Annotated in this window: 13 protein-coding genes and 1 tRNA gene; 7 read left to right on the plus strand and 7 right to left on the minus strand. The window is 33.9% G+C overall.

Annotation, left to right across the window (positions count from 1 at the left end):
* Positions 1-94 precede the first annotated feature (94 nt).
* The 3 genes from GQR94_RS09475 to GQR94_RS09485 all read left to right on the plus strand — a co-directional run bounded on the left by GQR94_RS09475 (position 95) and on the right by GQR94_RS09485 (position 3164).
* On the plus strand, positions 95-748 hold the full coding sequence (locus tag GQR94_RS09475; RefSeq protein WP_158975270.1) for a metal-dependent transcriptional regulator: 654 nt from the start codon (positions 95-97) through the stop codon (positions 746-748).
* Between the two features lie 30 nt (positions 749-778).
* Entirely contained in the window at positions 779-2671 is a 1893-nt protein-coding gene (locus tag GQR94_RS09480; protein WP_158975271.1) for an Nramp family divalent metal transporter, read from the plus strand.
* 82 nt (positions 2672-2753) lie between these two features.
* Positions 2754-3164, plus strand: a complete 411-nt coding sequence (locus GQR94_RS09485; protein ID WP_013550555.1) for a DUF2141 domain-containing protein — start codon at positions 2754-2756, stop codon at positions 3162-3164.
* A 66-nt stretch (positions 3165-3230) separates the two neighbouring features.
* Here GQR94_RS09485 and GQR94_RS09490 read toward each other — a convergent pair whose 3' ends face one another.
* Complete coding sequence (locus tag GQR94_RS09490) at positions 3231-5117, minus strand: PQQ-binding-like beta-propeller repeat protein (RefSeq protein WP_158975272.1); 1887 nt, start codon at positions 5115-5117, stop codon at positions 3231-3233.
* A gap of 174 nt (positions 5118-5291) precedes the next feature.
* Here GQR94_RS09490 and GQR94_RS09495 point away from each other — a divergent pair, with 174 nt between their 5' ends.
* Positions 5292-5669, plus strand: a complete 378-nt coding sequence (locus GQR94_RS09495) for a DUF423 domain-containing protein (RefSeq protein WP_199271574.1) — start codon at positions 5292-5294, stop codon at positions 5667-5669.
* Between the two features lie 49 nt (positions 5670-5718).
* Here the strand turns inward: GQR94_RS09495 and GQR94_RS09500 are convergent, their stop codons facing one another.
* From GQR94_RS09500 to GQR94_RS09525, 6 genes are all read right to left on the minus strand, one after another.
* The gene (locus tag GQR94_RS09500; RefSeq protein WP_158975274.1) at positions 5719-8973 is read right to left on the minus strand and encodes a S41 family peptidase; all 3255 of its coding nucleotides are present in this window, start codon (positions 8971-8973) and stop codon (positions 5719-5721) included.
* A gap of 225 nt (positions 8974-9198) precedes the next feature.
* Complete coding sequence (locus tag GQR94_RS09505; RefSeq protein WP_158975275.1) at positions 9199-11850, minus strand: DUF5916 domain-containing protein; 2652 nt, start codon at positions 11848-11850, stop codon at positions 9199-9201.
* Positions 11851-11943: 93 nt separating this feature from the next.
* Positions 11944-13479 carry a carboxypeptidase-like regulatory domain-containing protein gene (locus GQR94_RS09510; protein WP_158975276.1) on the minus strand — a complete coding sequence of 512 codons (1536 nt, stop codon included), beginning with the start codon at positions 13477-13479 and terminating at the stop codon, positions 11944-11946.
* Positions 13480-13839: 360 nt separating this feature from the next.
* Complete coding sequence (feoB, locus tag GQR94_RS09515) at positions 13840-16077, minus strand: ferrous iron transport protein B (protein ID WP_158975277.1); 2238 nt, start codon at positions 16075-16077, stop codon at positions 13840-13842.
* Entirely contained in the window at positions 16077-16322 is a 246-nt protein-coding gene (locus GQR94_RS09520) for a FeoA family protein (RefSeq protein WP_158975278.1), read from the minus strand. Before GQR94_RS09520 ends, feoB begins: the two co-directional genes overlap by 1 nt.
* Positions 16323-16423: 101 nt before the next feature.
* Positions 16424-17101 carry an SCO family protein gene (locus GQR94_RS09525; RefSeq protein WP_158975279.1) on the minus strand — a complete coding sequence of 226 codons (678 nt, stop codon included), beginning with the start codon at positions 17099-17101 and terminating at the stop codon, positions 16424-16426.
* Between the two features lie 160 nt (positions 17102-17261).
* Here GQR94_RS09525 and rseP point away from each other — a divergent pair, with 160 nt between their 5' ends.
* The 3 genes from rseP to GQR94_RS09540 all read left to right on the plus strand — a co-directional run bounded on the left by rseP (position 17262) and on the right by GQR94_RS09540 (position 19931).
* A complete protein-coding gene (gene rseP / locus GQR94_RS09530) occupies positions 17262-18578 on the plus strand; it encodes an RIP metalloprotease RseP (protein WP_158975280.1) in 1317 nt (438 codons plus the stop codon).
* 102 nt (positions 18579-18680) lie between these two features.
* Positions 18681-18754: transfer RNA gene (locus GQR94_RS09535), tRNA-Asn, on the plus strand.
* Positions 18755-19022: 268 nt separating this feature from the next.
* Complete coding sequence (locus GQR94_RS09540; protein ID WP_158975281.1) at positions 19023-19931, plus strand: sugar phosphate isomerase/epimerase; 909 nt, start codon at positions 19023-19025, stop codon at positions 19929-19931.
* The last annotated feature ends 106 nt before the right edge of the window (positions 19932-20037 follow it).

A 20037-nucleotide genomic window follows, 5' to 3' on the forward strand; every position in this document is an offset into this window, starting at 1 on the left:
TTTAAAATTTAGACAAAGCTAAAAATATATTTATGATTACAAAATTTTATTTTAGTGTCTTAAATAAAAATGTACTTTTGTATAAACTTATTTGATGACACATTCTGAGGAGAATTATTTAAAAGCGATTTATCATTTGGGGGGTATTGAGGACGAAACAGTATCTACCAATGCCATAGCGGAGCAGATGGATACAAAACCCTCATCGGTGACTGATATGATTCGCAAACTTTCAGAAAAAAAATACGTCTCGTATAAGAAATACCAGGGTGTAAGTTTAACTGCGGATGGTACAGAAAAAGCATTATCAATAATTAGGAAGCACCGTTTGTGGGAGGTTTTTTTGGTTGATAAATTAGATTTTGCTTGGGATGAGGTTCATGATATTGCAGAGCAATTAGAACATATTAAGAGTGAAAAGCTAATTGATAGTTTAGATGAGCATCTGAATTTCCCAAAATTTGACCCACATGGCGATCCAATACCTTCTAAAAATGGGGAACTTACTAAAACGACTAAGAGATTGTTGAATGAGGTTGAATTAAAAAAAACCGGAATTTGTGTAGGGGTAAAAGATTCTTCAGCACCATTTTTAAAATTCTTAGACAAGCACGGTATTGCTCTGGGCGATCAAATTACAGTACTTGATAAAGAAGATTTTGACGGCTCTTTACAAATTAGTATAAATGATAAGTCTATTTTAATATCTCATCAAATAGCTTCAAATTTATATGTAAAATGCGAATAACTCCAGACGATTTTATGTCAATTTTATATAATGGAAGAAGAAGTTAAGCATAATAAACGGTCACTTGAAGAAGTAAATGAGTCTGTTTCAGTAGCTCAAAATACTTCTGTTTGGAAAAAAATTGCTGCTTTTTTCGGACCAGCTTATCTTATCAGTGTTGGTTATATGGATCCCGGAAATTGGGCAACCGATTTGGCAGGTGGTAGTCAATTTGGATATCAGCTACTATGGGTTTTATTAATGTCGAACATTATGGCATTATTACTACAAAGTTTAAGTGCTAGGTTAGGTATTGTTCAGGGAAAAGATTTAGCGCAGGCCTCAAGAGAAACGTATTCTAAGCCTATTAATTTTGTCCTTTATGTTTTGGCAGAAATCGCTATTGCAGCTTGCGATTTAGCCGAGGTTATAGGAATGGCTATTGGTTTACAGTTACTTTTTGATATTCCCCTAACTTGGGGTGTTTGTATAACGGTATTAGATACTTTTCTACTCTTATTTCTGATCAATAAAGGCATCCGGAAAATGGAAGCTTTTATTATTTCTTTGATTGCAATTATAGGTATTTCTTTCTTTGTTGAAATGCTTTTTGCAAAACCAGATGTAGGCGAAATGATTATTGGCCTCGTGCCAACCATACCAAATAGTGCCGCTTTATATATTGCTATAGGAATTATTGGAGCAACGGTAATGCCTCATAATTTATATTTACATTCTTCTTTGGTTCAAACTAGAAAGTTTGATAAAAGCAAAAAAGGGATTAAACAGGCCATAAAATATAATTTTATAGATGCTACAATTGCCTTAAATCTTGCCTTTTTCGTAAACGCAGGGATTTTAATTTTAGCTGCAGCCACATTCTATAAAAATGGAATGTTTGAGGTTGCCGAAATACAGGACGCACACAAGCTCTTAGAACCATTATTAGGATCAAAATGGGCAGGCATACTATTTGCTTTGGCTTTAATTGCTGCAGGGCAGAGTAGTACGATAACAGGTACTTTGGCTGGGCAAATTGTAATGGAAGGCTATTTAAACTTAAGAATTCAACCATGGGTGCGCCGGATAGTAACTCGGATTATAGCGATAGTCCCTGCTTTGTTTACAGTTATTTATTATGGCGAAAGGGCTACAGGAGAACTTTTAATTTTAAGTCAGGTAGTATTAAGCTTGCAATTAGGGTTTGCTATAATTCCATTAATTCACTTTGTAAGCGATAAGGAGAAAATGGGGGATTTTGCTATTGGCACCCTAACCAAAATTGCTTCTTGGGTAGTAGCTTTGGTGATTGTTATCCTAAATGCAAAATTAGTTTATGATCAAATAGCGGGATGGTTAGTTAGTAGTTCAAATCCTATTTATATATGGGTATTTGTGGTTCCAATAGCATTGGGTGCGGTGGTCTTGTTAATTTATATTATTATAAAACCAATTTTAAATAGGACTTCTAGACACGTACAGCATGTTCCTCATATCGAAGAAATTTTTTTAAATGAAAATCTTAAGAAAATCAACTATGATAAGATTGCTATTGCTATTGATTTTTCAAGTATGGACGAAAAATCAATCCGAACAGCTTTAAATTTAGGCGGTACAGAAGCAACTTATACCTTAATTCATGTGGTAGAAACAGCAGGATCACTGGTACATGGCAGTAATGCCTATGATTATGAAACTTTAAGCGACCGTAGTTACTTAGAGAAGTACCAAGAGAAATTAACAGGAATGGGGTATACTGTTCTAATCTCATTAGCTTTTGGTAATCCTAAAAAGGGAATATCTAAAATAGTAAACCAAGAAAATTTTGATCTTTTAATCATGGGTGCTCATGGTCATAAATTATGGAAAGATATTTTGTTAGGCACCACGGTAGATGCTGTGCGGCATAAGGTTGCTATTCCGGTATTGATTGTAAAAGAATAAGAGTTATCTAGATAATTTCCTTAATTTCAAATTTGGCAAGACTATTGTTTGTTGGTATCATATTTAATTAGAAATTAGCCTTATGAATAAAATCTTATATGCACTTCTATTCTTACCAGTGATGATGTGGTCACAACATACCTTGAAGGTGCATGTTGAAAATGTAACAAATTCTAACGGGCATATTAGAATAGCGATGTATAATTCGTCTGATGGTTTTTTAGCTTTTGATCAAGTGTATACTTCAAAAACTGGCGTTGCAGTGCACGGCACTACTGTAATTGTAATTGATGATATTTTAGAAGGCACTTATGCCTTGGCTGTTTTTCATGACGAGAATTCTAACGAGAAATTAGACACTAACTTTTTAGGAATTCCTAAAGAACATGTTGGTTTTTCTAATTCTAAAATGAAAACCTTTGGTCCGCCTAGTTTTAAGGAATGTTCTTTTGTGTTGCAAGGAGATAAAGAAATAATAGTGGCTATAAAATAGTAGTGGCTCTTGTAATAAAAAAAGGGATGCTTAGTAGCACCCCTTTTTTATATAAATTTGAAGAAATTATTCTCCTTTAAAGATTCTTACTTCTTTACCTTTACTGTAATAAATATCATCAGAAACATAATCTACATCATATATTGGCTTATTGTTTTCTAAAATAATTTTATCTATTTCTTCTCCGGTTTCTTTATTTACTTTAATCAATAATTTTTCACCAGTTTCTCCTTTAGCAAATATTAAACTATAATTATCTGTTTCTTGCATTGCTAAATAGCGATCTTGTACAAAAGTTTGGCCAATAGATCCAGCTAAGAAACCAGCTTCTCCTATTGCTCTGGTCTTATCTCCAAATACTGAATAAGAACCTTCAGCAGTTGCTGGATTACCGTCGCTGTCTTTATATTGTGATCCCACAGTTATTTCTGCCGCAGCAACACTCCCTGCAATTTGACCTACTATAGCGGTAGTTTTTAAAAGTCTTCTGCCAAATTCGCCTGGTTGTGTATACTTGTTGTGAAAAATTACAGCACCAGTATTATCAACACCCACAACTTCGCTTTCGCCAGAAATTGAAACATTGTTAGGGAATAGCTCCATACTAGAAATCATTTTTTCATTCTTTAATTTCAGTTTAGCATAAGGCTTCGGTTTTTCTTCACTCGTTTGATTGAAACGATATAGTTCTTCATCATTGAACACAATAAAATCACCTGATTTTTCATCATATTTTGCAATTGTAGGCCTTTTTTCATTTAGCTTAAGATTGCCTTTCCAGATTTTTTTACCTGTTGTATAATCAACCATATTAGCATACGTAGCTGTTACATAAAGTACTCTATTGTTGTTTGTTTTTTCTAAAAAGAAAATTGGATCTTCTTCGTCATCACAAATTTTAACATCCTTCTTCCATTTCTTTTCCCCATTTTTATCAATTAACATCATTTCGTCATCATAGACATATAGGAAATCCTTATCTATCGGAATTACAGATTTAATCCCTTTTCCTTTAGGATCTTTTTCCCACTTCTTCTCACCTGTCGTGTAATCATAAAAATTGAAACCTTTGTAATGCGCTAAAAGCATTTTGTCTTGCCAGTCTTCAAATAAAACTAAGTATTTAGTGGTAATTGGATCTTTCCAGATTTTGTCTCCAGTTTCTGCGTTGTACAAATCAATTTCACTTTTAGTTCCAAACAATCCTTTAGTAATTACTGAGATTAATTTTTCACCATCTAAAGAAGTTCTAAAGTCAGAAATCTTATTCTCTTCATCTTTCCAAAGTAATAATCCATTTTGTTTGTTTAAAACATAAAATTTAGATTTTACTAAGACAAATATTTTATCTTCAGAATATTCCATTACATCTCTAAAACCTTGGGCATCGTTGCCTGTAAGTTTTGCTAAAGATTGCATGAAAGCTCCGTAAGTAGTGGATACTGTTGTCTTCCAAAGCATTTCTTTTTTTGATAAAGAATATTTAGCAATAATTAAGTTTTTGTCATCTAATCCTCTTAATAAAAGTGCATTTTCATCAAACAAATATTCTGCTTGAAAATATCGTTCTTTATCCTGAGATTCGAAAAGAAGATCTCCTGTGATACTATTATAAATATACAATTGATCATCAAAAAATTTTTGTACAAATGGCGTATCCTCAATGGTTACAAAATCTATTGGAATACTATTTATACCTCCTGTAGTTAAGAATTCTGAGCTAATGTTTAAAGCAGATCTTTTTGGAGCATCAATAGACCAAAGAATTTTATCATCAACTGGGCTGTAGCCATGTAGTTTTTCTCCTTCAGACACTACGGCTATTCCATTAAATGGAACAATAATTAAATCATCAACTCTGTTGTCAAAAGTTATTGTCTTGCTTGGTTCTCGCTGCCCGAATGCTAATCCTGCGTAAAGGAACAATGATAAGGGTACTAATTTAAATTTCATAAAATGGTTTTAGGTTATTTTAAGGTAATTCCTTCAATATAGTAACTATATTCTAAACTCAAAGTTTTTTGTTTTATTTCATAGAATATAAGCTAATTATTTTAGAAACTCTTAAACTAGTAATAGGTGTGAAGAAAATATAACAATCATTATCTTCGTTTAAAATTTAATATGATGATTGTATTTACACAAGTGATTGGTGCTCTTTATGGGATGCTTGCAGTGCTATTTGGTGCTTTTGGTGCGCATGCCCTTAAAAAAATATTTTCTGAAGAACAATTAAAGAGTTTTGAAACGGGCGTTAAATACCAAATGTACCACGCCATTGTTTTGCTTGTTGTAGGATTTAATTTTGATTTTTCTATTGGTATAGAACGGTATGTTGTGTATTGTTTTAGTATTGGTACGTTGCTATTTTCTTTTAGTATCTATGGCCTTTGTCTAAGTGCTGCTAAGAATAAAAAAATAAAAATACTAGGGCCTATTACGCCTCTTGGGGGCTTATTTTTGGTAATAGGCTGGGGGCTACTTCTTTTCTCCTTCCTGGATTAAAACATTCAATTTAAAAGACAAAGCGATACCTTACTTCTAATAGAAAATATTATTCTTCTTGGTACCCTTTTGGTCGTTTCCAGCGAATAGGAGCTTTTGGTTCAGGCTTCATTTTAAACTCTTGCGTTTCTAATAATCTAAGGGCTTCTTCAATACCTTTTTCTAGCTGCGGATCTTTTCCTTGTAGTACAAGTTTTGGTTCTTGAATAACTTCAATATCTGGAGCAATTCCATCTCCTTCTACGGCCCATTCTCCATCAATATCATAAAAGCCACCTCTTGGCGCAACCATTCTACCTCCATCTATAAATGGTGGTGTATCCCATGTACCTACTAAACCACCCCAAGTTCTAGTCCCTACTAAAGGCCCTACTTTTTTCATATGAAACATATAGGGCAATAAATCACCTCCAGAACCAGAACGCTCATTGATCAGCATTACTTTTGGTCCCCAGATGCCAGCGGCTGGCGATGTCCATGGTCTATTACCTTCTGTTTTACTATTAAAATAACCATAAGGTTCTCTCGCCATAATATCAATCATATAATCGGCAGCAGAACCACCACCGTTATTGCGTTCATCAATAATGACTCCTTTTTTATCTTGTTGAGAAAAATAATATCGGTTAAAAGCTTCATAGCCTCCATTTCCGGTATTAGGAACATAAACATAAGCGAGTTTACCTCCAGAAAGTTCATCAACTTTGCGTCTGTTACCTTCAATCCAATCGTAGGTTCTTAAACCTCGTTCACTGCTGATAGGTTTTACTAAAATTTCTTTTCCACCAGAACTAGCAGAATTGTTAATTGTTAGTCTTGTCTCTCTTCCGGCAGTTTGTTCTAATAATACAAATGGATTTACAGTTGCTTTGAGAGGTTTACCATTAATTGCAGTAATATAGTCTCCTACTTTTACTTCAAGACCCGGTTGTGCCAATGGTGCATATAAATCAGGATTCCAATTTTCTCCATTGTAAATTTTTGAGATTTTATAATAGCCATTTTCAATGGTAAAATCACAACCTAATAACCCTATTGGAACAAAATCTACATCAGGCATATCTCCTCCTGAAACATAGGAGTGTCCTATAGATATTTCTCCGCTCATGATATCTACTACATAGTTTAAGTCTGCTCTATGACGTACATGTTTTATCCATGGAGCATACCATTCGTAAATAGTGTCCCAAGGTGCTCCATGTGTATTATTAACGTAAAGAAAATCTCTCATATAGCGCCAACCTTCTTTAAATATTTGCTCATACTCTGCCGTTGGATCAATTTTAATTTTGATGTTTATCGGTAAATTATCTTTACTAACATCTGGTTTAGATGTTGTTTCGGAAAGTAGCCAAGAAGTATCAGTATTAATTAAAATATGCTTGCGATCATTAGAAACGATTATTTCATTCACTTTTATGGCATATTCTTCGGTCGTCATTTTTTCAATATCATATTTATGAAGTGTTAGACCGTCTTCATTTTGAACTTGTTCCGTAATGAATAAAACGTTTTTTGGACCCTTTGCTAAGCTAGTGTAATTTTTATCGGCTAATTTTAAAGCTACGATTCTGCGATAAATTCCGTCAGCATCAATTTTTACTATAATTTTTGGAGTTTCTAGATCATCTTTCTTCTTACTTTTAGAAATGGCTTTAGTTGGTATTGTGTTTTTCTCTTCATTTTCTTCATCAGTTTTGGGTAGATTAGGAGCCTTTGTATCTTTTGATAGGACAATAGCATATAGGCTTCTTGTCACATTAGTATCATAAGAACTCATGTCTAGCCACCCAGACTGCAAGCCATAATTTGTGCTTGCTAAAAAGTATAAATAGGAGCCAGATTCATCCCAAATTGGACTAATAGCATCTGCAAGTCCATCTGTTAATTGAATTGTTTCTTTCGTAGTGTTGTTATAAGCGAAAATTGCTTTGTAATTATTGACTAATTGTTTTGGGAAAGCAATCCATTGACTATCTGGAGACCAGATAGGATTCATGGTTCTTGTAGGATGCGCATAAGAATCGGTAGCTACCTTTTCCGATTTTCCTGTCATCAAATTAATAATCCAGATGTTGTAGTCAGTATCAGAATATGCAATATGTTTACCATCAGGAGACCAATCTGGCTTAAAATAAAACGTAGTATTAGGTAGTTTGTAGCTTTTTTTATGTTCACCATCTTGATTTGCTACCACTAGTTCGTATTCTCCTGTGGCATCAGAAAACCAAGCAATCTTATCTCCTTTTGGAGACCAAACAGGCGAACGATCTGCTACTCCTGAGCTATTTGTAATATTTTTCCAAGTTCCGTTTTCTTTAGGGATTGTAAAAATATCTCCACGATGTTCAAATACTGCTCTTTTACCTGTAGGAGAAATATTTGGGTTTGTTAATTGCTTAGCAGTAACACTTTCCCAACGGGGTCTTGCAAAATTCATATCACCATTTATAATAATAGAAAGTTGTTTTGTTATTCCCGTTTCTGGATTTACAAGGTGTAAATAACCGCCTTGTTCATAAACGATAGAAGTAGTACTTGCATCTAAACTTTTAACATCAAATTTTTTATGAAAAGTGATTTGTTTTTCTTTTTTTGTCACAGGGTCAAAAGACCAAATATTGCTGGCGTAATCACGTTCAGACAAGTAAAAAACGTTATTATTAAACCATACAGGATATAAGTGACGTTCTTTTGTGGGCTGGGGTGTTGTAATTAACTCTTTGGTTTCCATATTTACAATCCAAATAGGCATTGCTTGCCCTCCTCTATAATTTCTCCATTCTGGATCCCAAGAAGTAATAGGGGTGTAGGCTATAAAGTTACCATTTTCAGAAAATTCTCCATATGCAGCTCTTGGGATGTCAATAGCCACAGGAAAACTACCTGTAGTTGTTACTTTATATAATTTATTGGTGACTGTAGGTTTACTTTCTCTTCCAGATCTAAATAGAACTTCGCCTTCAGGAGTCCAGCCTTCTGCAAAATCAGCAGACGGATGATAAGTTAATCTTTTAGGTTCTCCTCCTGTGGATGGTATAATATATACATCAACATTTCCATCATACTCTGCTGTAAAAGCAATTGTTTTACCGTCTTTAGAAAAATGTGGGTTAGATTCATAACCTTCATTACTAGTTAATCGTATAGCTTGACCACCGTTTATAGTTGTTTTCCACAAATCTTCAGCATACACAAATACAATTTCTGTATCAGAAATTGTAGGTTGTCTTAGTAATTGAGTTCCTTGTGCATTTACAAATAAAGTGGCTAGTAAAAAGCTAATCGAATAAAAGGATTTCATAAAGAGTTAGTTTAGTATCATTTTAAATGAAACAAAAAGAGGTAGTCTATAATCCTACTTTAATTCTTTTTAGGAATTGAAAATGCAATATTTCTATCTCTTTCAATTTGAGTGTTGAAAGTATTAAATTTTTATCGCATCTACAATTCTAAAATTTTCTTAAGACCACCTAACTTGTCATTTGATTTTAAATGTGTTTCTCCTTCCTGGATTAAAACATTCAATTTAAAAGACAAAGCGATACGTGGCTTTTAATAGAAATATATTCTTAGGTTGTAAGTCTCCAAAAAGATTTTTATCCAAAGTCGCAAATAAGCCATCATTAGGGTTACCGCCGCTAGATAAGTCTTGTGACCATACCAAAAATATTTCTGAACCAGGCTTATATTCCCAACGTACCACTAAGTTAGATCTAAATTGGGTGAATGAAAAGTCTGGATTTTCAAAGCTATAATCAGTTGTGCCATCAATATCCTCATCAATACTATAGCTACCATTGTCAAAAGAAACCTGATTAGGCGTGTAAGATGCTATTCTATCCTCAAAATTTTTGGCTAAAGGATTCGCAATTTCTTTGAAATTTGAATAGACGCCATTAGAGACAAAAGGCTGACCCCAATACTGTATGGATAAATTAGGATTTATGGTGTAGTTTATGCGCAAAGACATACTTATGGTTTCTTGATCTACGGTTCCATTAATATATTTAGTGCCGCCATCATACGCTATGTTATCTACAAACTGTAATTGGTCTTTATTGGTTCCGTAACTAGGGTAGGCAGATATACTCAAGGCATTTATGGGTTGGTATCTTATCCCAAACTCAATCTCATAATTTTTATACGAGTTGTCTACGCCTTTTGTACCTGATTGAAAAATGCTTAATTGTAATTTTTTTCTGCCATCAGATTCTATCCCATTGGCATAGCTGATTTCAGAGGACTTTCGTAACCTTGGTCCGCCTCTTAATGCGAAATTATCATATTGCGTAGGCGCATAGTTGAAGCTTACGTTTGAGAACCAATTGTTTTTCCAATTCTGCCAGCTATTGGTGTTAAATCGTAAGTTATTATGGTTACCCCCCAAATCCCAAACGCTCCAATGGTTATAGTTTATGCCTACTTTTCTAAAAGTATTGTCTGGTTTTAGTGTTTGGTACCCAACCCAAGTATAATGCCTTAAATCATCTGCTTGCCTTTGAAATCCAACATCATTAAGTTCCAATTCTGGAGAACGCCAAGTAGCGCCAGTTTCAAATTTCCAATGACCATTACCAACTTTTCCTAATTGCATATTACCGCCTGTACCAGTTAGGGAAGTTGCATTCTCATCTACATTTAAATAACTAGTAGATGCTCTCTGAAACAAGTGGGTTATAGATTCCTGTGTTCTTGTTATGGCTTCTTTACTGCCCGTAACGTGGCTAAAAAGTAAATTGCCACCTACATACCAATCTCTATCATTCCATTGGTGTTTAAAATCAAAACCACCGGTGTATGCCGCTTCGTGTAGGAAATTTAAATTATCCGGTAAGTTGTTTCTGTTTGTAGCGGTAAACATACCGCCAATGAAGGTGTTTCGATCATTAAAATCTTTTTGTAGCCTCCCTATAAAATAATTTGTTAGTGGTTCCACCAGCTCTTTTCTACGCGCTCCATTGTTGTCAATAACTGCATATTTTTTTGCAGTAACACTTTCTAAAACGCCAATAGACCATCCGCTTTTAGTTTTACCGCTAAACTTAGCGGCACCAATAATTTCTGTGTTTTCTGGGTGATTTACAAATTCGCCATCTGCTGTATTCGGGTATCCTTGCGGACTTCTTCCAATTCGTCTTGAATAAAATACATTGTCGGAGCCAAACGTATTCCCGGCTTCTGAGCGAGATACTGTGTAGTCAAAAATATTCTTGTTCTCTACAAAGAAAGGCCGCTGTTCTTCAAAGAAAATTTGAAAACCATCTAAAGCAATCGCAGAAGGATCTGCTTCTACTTGGCCAAAGTCAGGATTAATAGTTAGATCTAAAGTAAGATCATTGGTGATTCCAATTTTGGCATCTAAGCCTCCTGTAAACTTTGTGTCATTTCCTTGTTTAAACGGGTTTCCTGGTTCCGCTTCATAAGTCTCAAATTTTGCAATTGTATACGGTTGTATTTCTAACTGTTTTTGAGGTTCAATATTTAGTAATCCTTTTAAGGTGCCAAACTCACTGGTCCAACCTGGAGTGTCTTGAGGTACCCTTTGCCATATTGAGCGCTCTTCTTCTCTAAAAAGTTTTCGCATTAATTGTAGGCCCCATTCTTGTTCTTCAGATTTACCAAATTTTAATTGACTCAGCGGAATTTTCATTTCAGCAGACCAGCCTTCAGTATCAATACTGGTTTTTGTATACCAAATAGGATTCCAGCTTTCGTCAGAATCATTCCCATTATTTGTTGAAAATTCGTCTCCTTTTACTCCTGCGGCGGTGACTATAAAGTTAAACGATGTTCGTTTATCGTTATAACTATCAAAGAATATACCTACCCAGTCACCTTCAAAGCCATCTCTACGGGAGAGTCTCTTTACAATTTTTTCAGGAGAAATGTCTAAGCACCGGATAGCAACGTATATGTAATTTTTGTCATAGACAATTTTAAATTTAGTTTGATGATCTGGAGCGGTATTCTCATCGGGTTGCTGTTCAATAAACGCACTATCCCATTCCACTGTATTCCATGCTTCCTCATCAATAATACCATCTATAAAAAGACTGTTCTCTGTGACTAAGGCCTTGGTGGTATATATCCGTTTAGGAATAACAGTGGTAGAATCTTGCGCATGTACATACAGCTGCACGCTAATGATTAGAAAAATACTTGTGATGGTGGCTCTCATGATTGATGATTATGCATGAAAGACTTATGCTATTTTTAATCGTTACAGGAGCGTATGTATTTTAAGATATTTTTAACGTTTATGATGTGGAGTTTATTTTGATGATTCTTCTTTTGCTGTATATGTTTTTATTGCTTGATTGGGTTCTATGATGTTGTATCCCTTCCAAAACTCAGGATCATAACGGGTTAAGTACGTGGGCGTAATTTTATTGTCAAAATTTTTACCTTCAAAAGTACTGCTGCTAATTTCTTCGGTATTGTAAATTACAATTTCATAGCTATTAATGTTTGTCGCAGCAAAATCAAAATCTAATGATAATTCGTTTTGTCTATTCTTTCCTTTAACTACTTTATTGTATTCAATTATTTTTAAAGGACGTTTTGCGCCACCCATTCCGCCGTGTTCTTTTTCAATATATCTAAGGTTGTATTTGTTATCGGTTCCTTTATAAAAAATCATTTTGCCTTTATCTAAATAGTCATTCATAAATACCCCTAGTAGTTTAAATGATTTTAAAGATTTTACGTTTTCATAATCTACTCGTACTATGGCAAAATCATCTGCATTTACATAAAGAGTTCCTTTATAATCGGCATTGCCGTTAGGAACAAAATCTAAGATATATACAATATCTTGACCTAGATATGTGAGTTCACGAATGGAGAAATCATACTTTCGAGATTTTGACAAGAAATTAAGCTTGGAATCATCCATAAAAAACAGATCTTCATAAAGGGTCGATATTTTATTCGCTCTACCTGCCGCAAAATGTAACTTCTGTTCTTCTTTGCGTTTTTTATCTTCCTCTAATTTCTTATTTAATGCGGCTACGTCACTAGAATCTATTTGTGTTTTAAAAAGTTCGTCATTATCAATTTTAGTTCCAAATAAGCCCGATTTAATTTTTAAATAAGAGTCTGGTTTTACATTCTCTTTTAGAATTTTCTCCATGCGCTCTTCTAATTGATCAAGGTTTATTTCACTGTTTTTGTCATACATTTTAGAGGCCTTGATGACATCAATTTTTTGTTTTTCGTTGTTGTAATTTCCATACAGATCACAGAGTACTTCTACGTAATAATCATCACTTCGGGGCACAGAGCTTATGATTTCATCAACAAAATTCTTATTGAAAGCATCAATGGTAGATTCAAAATTTGAATAATTAGTTCTGTTTAAATATTGGTGGTAGTGCTCTCTAAAAAAGAGTCTTTTTTTGGTAAATGATTTGGTATAGTTCTTATCTACGTTATCTTTTATAAAATCTACAATCTCATCTGCAGAATAGTTTTTGTTAGAAACAATTACGTTTTTTAATTCAATATTTTGTGGACTTAGCACTAGTATAGAGTCTTTAAATTCTCCTAAGGTAGTTTTAAACGTTTTGTAACCCATACTAGAAACAAATAAGGAATCTGTCTCTTTGTTTTTGGCATCTAGGAGAATATTAAAACCACCTTCTCCATTGGTAATTACGCCCATGTCATCTGCAAATTGTATGGTTGCAAATGGTACAGGTTCTTGGGTAATAGAATCTATAACTTTTGCGCTAATAGTTTGTGCAAAGTTATAGTTCACAGAAAATATTAAAATAAAAAAGAATCCAAGTGTAGTAGTTTTGATCATAGTGTTGTTTTAAGTGAGCCAAAACAAAACAAGGAATAGAAAGGCATTAAATAAGCAACTTTTTGATTTTCTTATGAGCTATTTAATACTTATTTAACTGTTTTGAAGGCTTGATGACTTTTATTATTTTGGTCATCTTCTCTAAAACAATAGACGCAACTATGTTAGGAATAGTTGCCTCAAGAGGCAATTATTTTTAATTCTTTTGATTAATGACAACCACAGTCGCTACTACCACAACTTTTCGAGGATTGTTTTTTTGACGAAAAAAGTCTTTTCGGCAAGAAATATTTCTTGATAACGTATCCCGCAGCTAGAGCTAGGGTTGTATACATGAGTATGTTTTGCAGTACGTCCATATTATTTTAATATTTGATATGCGATTAGAGATACAATATAAGCAAATACACTCATGAAAACTAATTGTGCCATAGGCCATTTCCAGGTATTTGTTTCTTTTTTTACTACAGCTAGAGTACTTGCACATTGCATAGCGAAAGCGTAGAAGAGTAATAGTGATATTCCAGAAGCAAGATTAAATAAAGGCTTTTGTGTCACTGGGTTTATTTCTGCAGCCATACGATTTGTGATCGTTTCTTCCTCATCACTCCCCACGCTATAAATGGTGGCTAAAGTTCCAACAAAAACTTCACGAGCGGCAAAAGATGTTAGAATAGCAATACCAATCTTCCAGTCATAACCTAAAGGTTCTACAATAGGTGTAATGGCTTTACCCATATACCCCATATATGAGTTTTCTAATTTAAAGCTAGATATTTCTTGCTTCTTGGCGTGCTCAAATAAATTTACAGATTTAATGGCAATAGAATCTGCTAAAGCAGTTTGATTAATGCGGTATGATTTTTTAATAATACTATCGTTTAACGCTTTTTCGTAGCTTGCTAATTCTGTGGCAATAGCATGTTGATTATAGTCTGATAATCCGGAAGTATTAATTTTATTTCCAATAATTTCTTCGGCATTTGTAAATGCATCCGAAGAACCATTAGATCCTAAAAACCATAGTATTATAGAGATTGCTAAGATGATTTTTCCGGCTCCAAAAACAAAGCTTTTCGTTTTTTCTAAAACAGTATATGCCACATTCTTCAAAAGTGGAAGCTTATAATTAGGCATTTCAATAACAAAAAACGACTTGCTTTTAATTTTCAATATTTTATTCAAAATCATTGCAGAAAAAATGGCAGTGAAGAATCCTAATAAATAAAGCAACATTAGGGTTAGCGCTTGATAACTAAGTCCAAAAAAGCGTCCATCAGGGATGACAAGGGTAATTATTATTAAATACACAGGCAATCTTGCGGAGCATGTTGTGAAAGGAGTCACTAGAATAGTGATGAGTCGTTCTTTCCAATTCTCAATGGTTCTGGTTGCCATAATTGCAGGAATAGCACAGGCCGTACCCGAAATAAGGGGAACAATACTTTTACCACTTAAACCAAAAGGGCGCATAAGTCTGTCCATTAAAAAAACCACCCTGCTCATGTATCCGGTTTCTTCTAGCAATGAAATAAATAAGAAAAGAAAAGCAATTTGAGGAATGAAAATAACAATACCACCAATACCAGAGAGAATTCCTTCTGCAATTAAATCAGTGAAGACACCGGGTGGGAGGGAATGTTCTACCCATTCCGTTGCACTCGCAAAAGAATTTTCTATAAATTCCATTGGGTAGGCACTCCAAACATAGATTGCTTGAAAAATAGTAAGTAATATCAAAAAGAAAATTACATACCCAAACACCTTATGTGTAAGTATTTTATCTAAGCCAGCTCTAAGTCCTTTAGCGGCATTTAAATCTATTTTATGAGCTTGTTTTAAGATGCCATTAATAAATTGATACCTTAAAATAGTTTCTTTTTGTTGTAATCGTTTTAGTTCAGGTTTAGATTTTGTTGCAAACGATGCGGCATTCTGATATAGCGTTTTTTCAATAGGCATAAAGTTTACGTCTTGCGTGATTACAAGCCATAATTTATAAATATCTTCTTTTGGAAACGCACTGCGTAATCGGTCAAAATAATCTGGAGAAATTACTGTTGCATCTATATTAGGTACAATAGAAAGCGACTTGTAGTCTAAGATAAGCTCACGAAGTTTTTCAATTCCGATATTTTTTCGTGTACTAACTAAAGCTATTTTAGTATTTAACTTCTCTTCGAGCAGGGGAATATCTAGCGTAATTCCTTTTCTAGACATTCTATCAGCCATATTAATAACTAATATGGTCGGAATTTTTAAATCTTTTATCTGTGTAAAGAGAAGAAGGTTTCTCTTTAAATTTTCAACATCTGCTACAACAACGGCAACATCAGGAAAATCTTTATCATTCTTATTCAATAGTAATTCTACAGCAACACTTTCATCTAATGAAGTAGTATTAAGGCTGTAGGTTCCTGGTAAATCTATAATGTGTGCTTTTACGCCTCTGGGTAATTTACAAACTCCTTCTTTTTTTTCTACAGTAATTCCAGGGTAATTACCTACTTTTTGGTTTAATCCTGTTAACTGATTAAATACTGATGTTTTTCCAGTATTAGGGTTTCCTATTAGCGCTACCTTAATCTGTTTGCTCATTATAAAAAGGTAGTATTATCTATTATTTCTAAATCGATGAGTTCTGCCATTGCTCTGCGGATGGCTATATGTGATCCATTTACATTGATGTAAATGGGGTCTTTAAAAGGAGCGACTTGCACTAATTCAATTTCATTTCCGGGCAAACAACCAAGTTCAAGTAACTTGATAGGCAAGATATCATCTGCAAATTCTTTGATGATGCCTCGTTCTCCGTGTTTTAATTGTGCAACTGTTTTGATCAATTTTTATTTAGATTGATTTTAATTAAGAGCAAAAGTAAGGGAAAATCAATAAAAAATATGTCTTTAAAATCATAAAAAAAGCATTTTTTTCAAATTACAGCTTATTTATCCTTATAAGAATCTTTCAGAATTTTTAAATCCTCCAGAAGCTTTTTAATTTCCTCAGGATTTGTGCCATCATAAGTGCCTCTAATTCTTCGCTTTTTATCAATCAACATAAAATTTTCTGTATGTATCATATCAAAAGGTCCGCCATCTCCAACGGTCTTTACTGCCATGTAAGATTTTCTGGCTAAATCGTAAATTTGCTTTTTATCACCCGTAACTAAATTCCATTTTCTATCTACAACTCCTTTTTTTATTGCATAGGCTTTTAATTGTGCCACAGAATCAATTTCGGGAGTAACGGAATGAGAGAGTAACATCACTTCGTCATCTTCTAAAATTTCTTTTTGTATCGTCCCCATGTTATCTGTCATAATTGGGCATATAGTAGGGCAGGTGGTAAAGAAGAAATCAGCAATATAAATTTTATCCTTGTAGGTTTCATTGGTAATGATTTCTCCATTTTGGTTTGTCAATGAGAAATCGCCAATCGTATGGTATTTTTTTACGTGGAGTAATGAAGGGTCTACCAGTTCTGGATTAAAATCTGCAGGTTGGTAAATGGGGAGTATTTTTTGTGGTTGCAGGGCGTTATAAAACAAATACATGATTACGGCAGACAAGCAGAGAAAAACAATTCCGAATAATTTATATTTTGAAAAAAAGGAACGCATATTTTTTATGCAAAGGTACTAAGGCTTTAGAAACCATTCAACCCATATTATGAGTTTGCTGCTAAATATTTCTTAAAAATTTTTGTCGAAATATAGTTTACTTTTTTTACACCTTCTAAAAGCTTACTTTTGGCGCTCAAAAAGTTAAATTTAGCACTAGATGGGCGTAGTTACACAGATACTTACCTTTATTTTAATAATATCAATTCTTGTTATTTTACATGAATTGGGGCATTTTCTTACAGCAAAATATTTTAAAGTTAAAGTAGAAAAATTCTATTTATTTTTCGATGTCAAGTTTTCTTTATTTAAAAAGAAAATAGGGGATACGGAATACGGTATTGGATGGTTGCCATTAGGAGGTTACGTGAAAATGGCTGGGATGATAGACGAAAGTATGGATATAGAACAAATGGAGAAAGAACCACAACCGTGGGAGTTTCGTTCTAAACCAGCTTGGCAGCGTTTAATTATTATGTTGGGCGGTGTAACCGTAAACTTTTTTCTTGCGTGGATTATTTATACAATGCTTCTAGTAACGTATGGTGATAGTTATATTCCGGCCGATAATTTGAAATACGGAATTTTGGTAGATTCCATTGGAGAAGGTATTGGATTAAAAACTGGAGATAAGATTTTGTCTATTGATGGTGTGAAGTCTAAAAAATTCACAGATGCAACCTTAGATATTTTATTGGGTGATGAGATCACGGTTGAAAGAGAAGGGCAGAAAGTTACCTTTCCTGTTCCAGATGAAGGAATTAAGCAAGTGATATCTACCCAAGGTAAAAACTTTTTAAGGTATAGACAAAAATCACTTATAGATAGTGTTGTTCCTAATTCAATAGCAGCTAAAGCAGGTATTGTTTCAGGAGATCAAATTATATCTATAAATAATACGCCTAGTGAATACTGGAACGATTTTACCACAGCAATTAGAAGCTCAAAAGGAAAATCTATTGCTTTAGCTGTAAGTAGAGCTGATCGTGTAGAGAACTTAAACTTAATAGTACCAGAAGAAGGTATTATAGGTGTTTATTTAAATGCAGATGATTTGATAGTGACCGATGAGTATGGCTTTTTTGCGGCTATACCTGCAGGATTTAATGAAACTATTAATGTGCTAACAAAGCAGATCAAGCAGTTTAAAATTCTTTTTAAACCAAAGACAGAGGCTTATAAATCGCTTAAAGGACCTATAGGTATTGTAGAAATGATGCCTCCACAATGGAACTGGATGTTCTTTTGGAGTTTTACAGCAATGTTCTCGGTTTGGTTGGCTTTTGTTAATTTAATACCAATACCAGCTTTAGATGGCGGACACGTAATGTTTTTACTTTATGAGATGATTTCTGGACGAGCTCCGAGTGAAAAAACTTTGGAACGTGGTCAAATAATTGGTTTTGTGATTATTATGGGCTTAATGGCTGTTGTTTTTGGTAACGATATTTGGAATATTATCAAGCGATTTTTATAATATTTGACGTCAATTAAAAAAAAAATTAAAAATTCTATTTTTTTTGCTTGGCTAGTTTGAAAAAACATTTATATTTGCAGCCGCTAACGCGATAGAGTACACTCCTCCTTAGCTCAGCTGGTTAGAGCATCTGACTGTTAATCAGAGGGTCCTTGGTTCGAGCCCAAGAGGGGGAGCAGAGCGACAGAAAGCCTTTACAGAAATGTAGAGGCTTTTTTGGTTTTATAGTATGGGCCTTCTTTATTACATTTTTGGACTCCTAAACTATTGAACTAAATTTCTTGATGGTTTAAATAAAATATCATTCCCTTTCCAAAATTCACATACCCTTAATCAATCGTTGTAGTAGATTTATTCTGGGATTATTCTTTGAATACCGTCATGTTCTCTTGATAATAAATTATCTTAGTTTATCAACTTAGAAATAAACTCAAAATTTAAATCATGAAAAAAATAGCAATCTATACGGTTTTATTATCGTTGACCGTATTTTTTAACTCTTGTAAGGAAGAAAAAAAAGTAGAAACTCCAGAAGGTACTCCGGAAGTTGTAGCCGAAAGCAATTTTGGAGGCTTAGCACTTTATACGGTTAGAGATGACATGGGAGTAGATGCTAAAGCTACCTTGAAAGCAGTTTCAGATGCAGGGTATAAAAATATTGAAGCAGCCGGATACAGCGAAGGTAAGTTTTACAACATGTCTCCAGTAGCTTTTAAAGCATTATTAGATAGCTTAGAACTTGTTCCCATAAGCACACACCATAGTGATGTGACATTAGAAAATGCAGAAGCAATGATGGCTGATGTAAAAGCCGCAGGTTTTGAATATTTTGTAGTGCCAATTCCTCCAATGGGATTATTTCATTATGATGATGCCACAAGTACTATGAGTATGACGGGTGGAGCAGAAAACTTAACGAAAATTGTAAATACCTTAGGTGAAAAAGCGCATGCTGCGGGGCTTAAGTTATTATACCATAATCATGATTTTGAATTTAAGAAAGATTCGGATGGGATTGTGCCTATTGAATATATGTTGGAACATACAGATCCTAAATTTGTAAATTTTCAAATGGACCTTTTCTGGGTTACAAAAGCCGGGGCAGATCCATTAGCTTATTTTGAAAAATATCCAGGACGTTTCAAAATCTGGCATGTAAAAGATATGGATGAGCAAGGCAGGTTTGCACCTGTTGGAACAGGAACAATAGATTTTGCTAAAATTTTAGCAAAGAAAGACCTTTCAGGGATGGAATATTATATGGTAGAACAAGATATGACCTTTGATGGAATGAAGCCTTTAGAGGTAATTAAAACTAGTCATGAAGGGATTAAGAACTTCGGATTTAAATAACGAATAAGAAGCATTTAGATGTAAAGACGCTAATTAATTTAAGCGTCTTTTTTCGTTTGTAGATTTAGTATTTTTGTAATCTAAGGTGTTACCAGTACCTATCTCC

This window comes from Cellulophaga sp. L1A9, assembly GCF_009797025.1.
Lineage (GTDB): Bacteria > Bacteroidota > Bacteroidia > Flavobacteriales > Flavobacteriaceae > Cellulophaga.